Consider the following 971-nt stretch of genomic DNA (forward strand, 5'->3'; position numbering starts at 1 on the left):
AGCTGGTATGTGTGCTCTAAGAGTATACTGTAAAAGCTTACTATTAGTGTGGATTTAACGTATAAAGGAGATATACCCACACAAACTATGAGGATTAGGTTATGAACTGGACATTATTTTCTATGATCTATTCAATGACAGCAACAGTTACCATCGGCGTACTTATGATTGCAGCGTTGGTGTCAGGATTTAATGAAATACCGCACATTAAGATTGCTGTAGTCGTTGGTATCTTAATTTCAATACCAGTCGGATTGTTCTTTACCAAAAAAATAGGCAGCATTACTGGTGAAGAAAATAACGACGGTCAGCGAGTATAATGTTTCAGCTATATGAGCTATTCGAGGTTTATAAAACTTGAAATATTTGGAGTTTTTGACCATATAACCTCGCTTCATTGATGCTTTATATTTGTAGAGCTTGATTAATCTGATGACACAAACGTAAAGCACTAAATGCAGCTAAGCTTGAAGTTTTGGGATTTTCAGCTAATGGTAGTCCAGTTATGCTAATTTCAAGCTTACCAAATATGCCTTCAGCTATTATATGATGAATGTTGTGAGAAAGCGTGGGATCGGCGATCAACTCTACTTGTGTCTCATCTAAGCCAACCCCTGCTAAAGCAATGGTTGCGGCGACATTAGAATTGGCAGGAAATAAAGTCGCAGCCTCTCTAGCAGTACCTGTAAAGAATACGGTCGATTTTTTTAAAGAGTCGTAATCAATGAGCTTGTCAGCATAACTGCCTTTCCAACTCGAAGGGCTTTTTCTACCTTGATAAATAACTTTACTAAGTCCGGCCAAGCTTGCAGCATTGATGCCATCTATACCTGCTACCGCTCCTGCTAAAATATGAATTTTTACCCCATGTCTTTTTGCAGCATCATGTAGCGAAATCGCAAATTTTTCATCAGTAAAAGCACCCACTGAGACAATCCCAAGAGGTATGTTTCTCTCTAAGATTTTGATAC

2 protein-coding genes are annotated in these 971 nt (G+C 38.3%); one reads left to right on the forward strand and one right to left on the reverse strand.

Features of this window, described 5'->3' with window-relative positions; genetic code table 11:
• Positions 1-101 precede the first annotated feature (101 nt).
• Positions 102-320, forward strand: a complete 219-nt coding sequence (locus ACS8FD_RS17300; RefSeq protein WP_439260698.1) for a hypothetical protein — start codon at positions 102-104, stop codon at positions 318-320.
• 85 nt (positions 321-405) lie between these two features.
• Here the strand turns inward: ACS8FD_RS17300 and ACS8FD_RS17305 are convergent.
• A partial coding sequence (locus tag ACS8FD_RS17305) for an aspartate dehydrogenase (RefSeq protein WP_439276760.1) occupies positions 406-971 on the reverse strand: 566 nt, incomplete at its 5' end.

The sequence above is a fragment of the Psychrobacter sp. 1U2 genome (assembly GCF_051847575.1).

Bases quoted from the DNA above. Each gene is read 5' to 3' on its own strand.
- ACS8FD_RS17300 (WP_439260698.1), top strand. From the start codon at position 102: ATGAACTGGACATTATTTTCTATGATCTATTCAATGACAGCAACAGTT.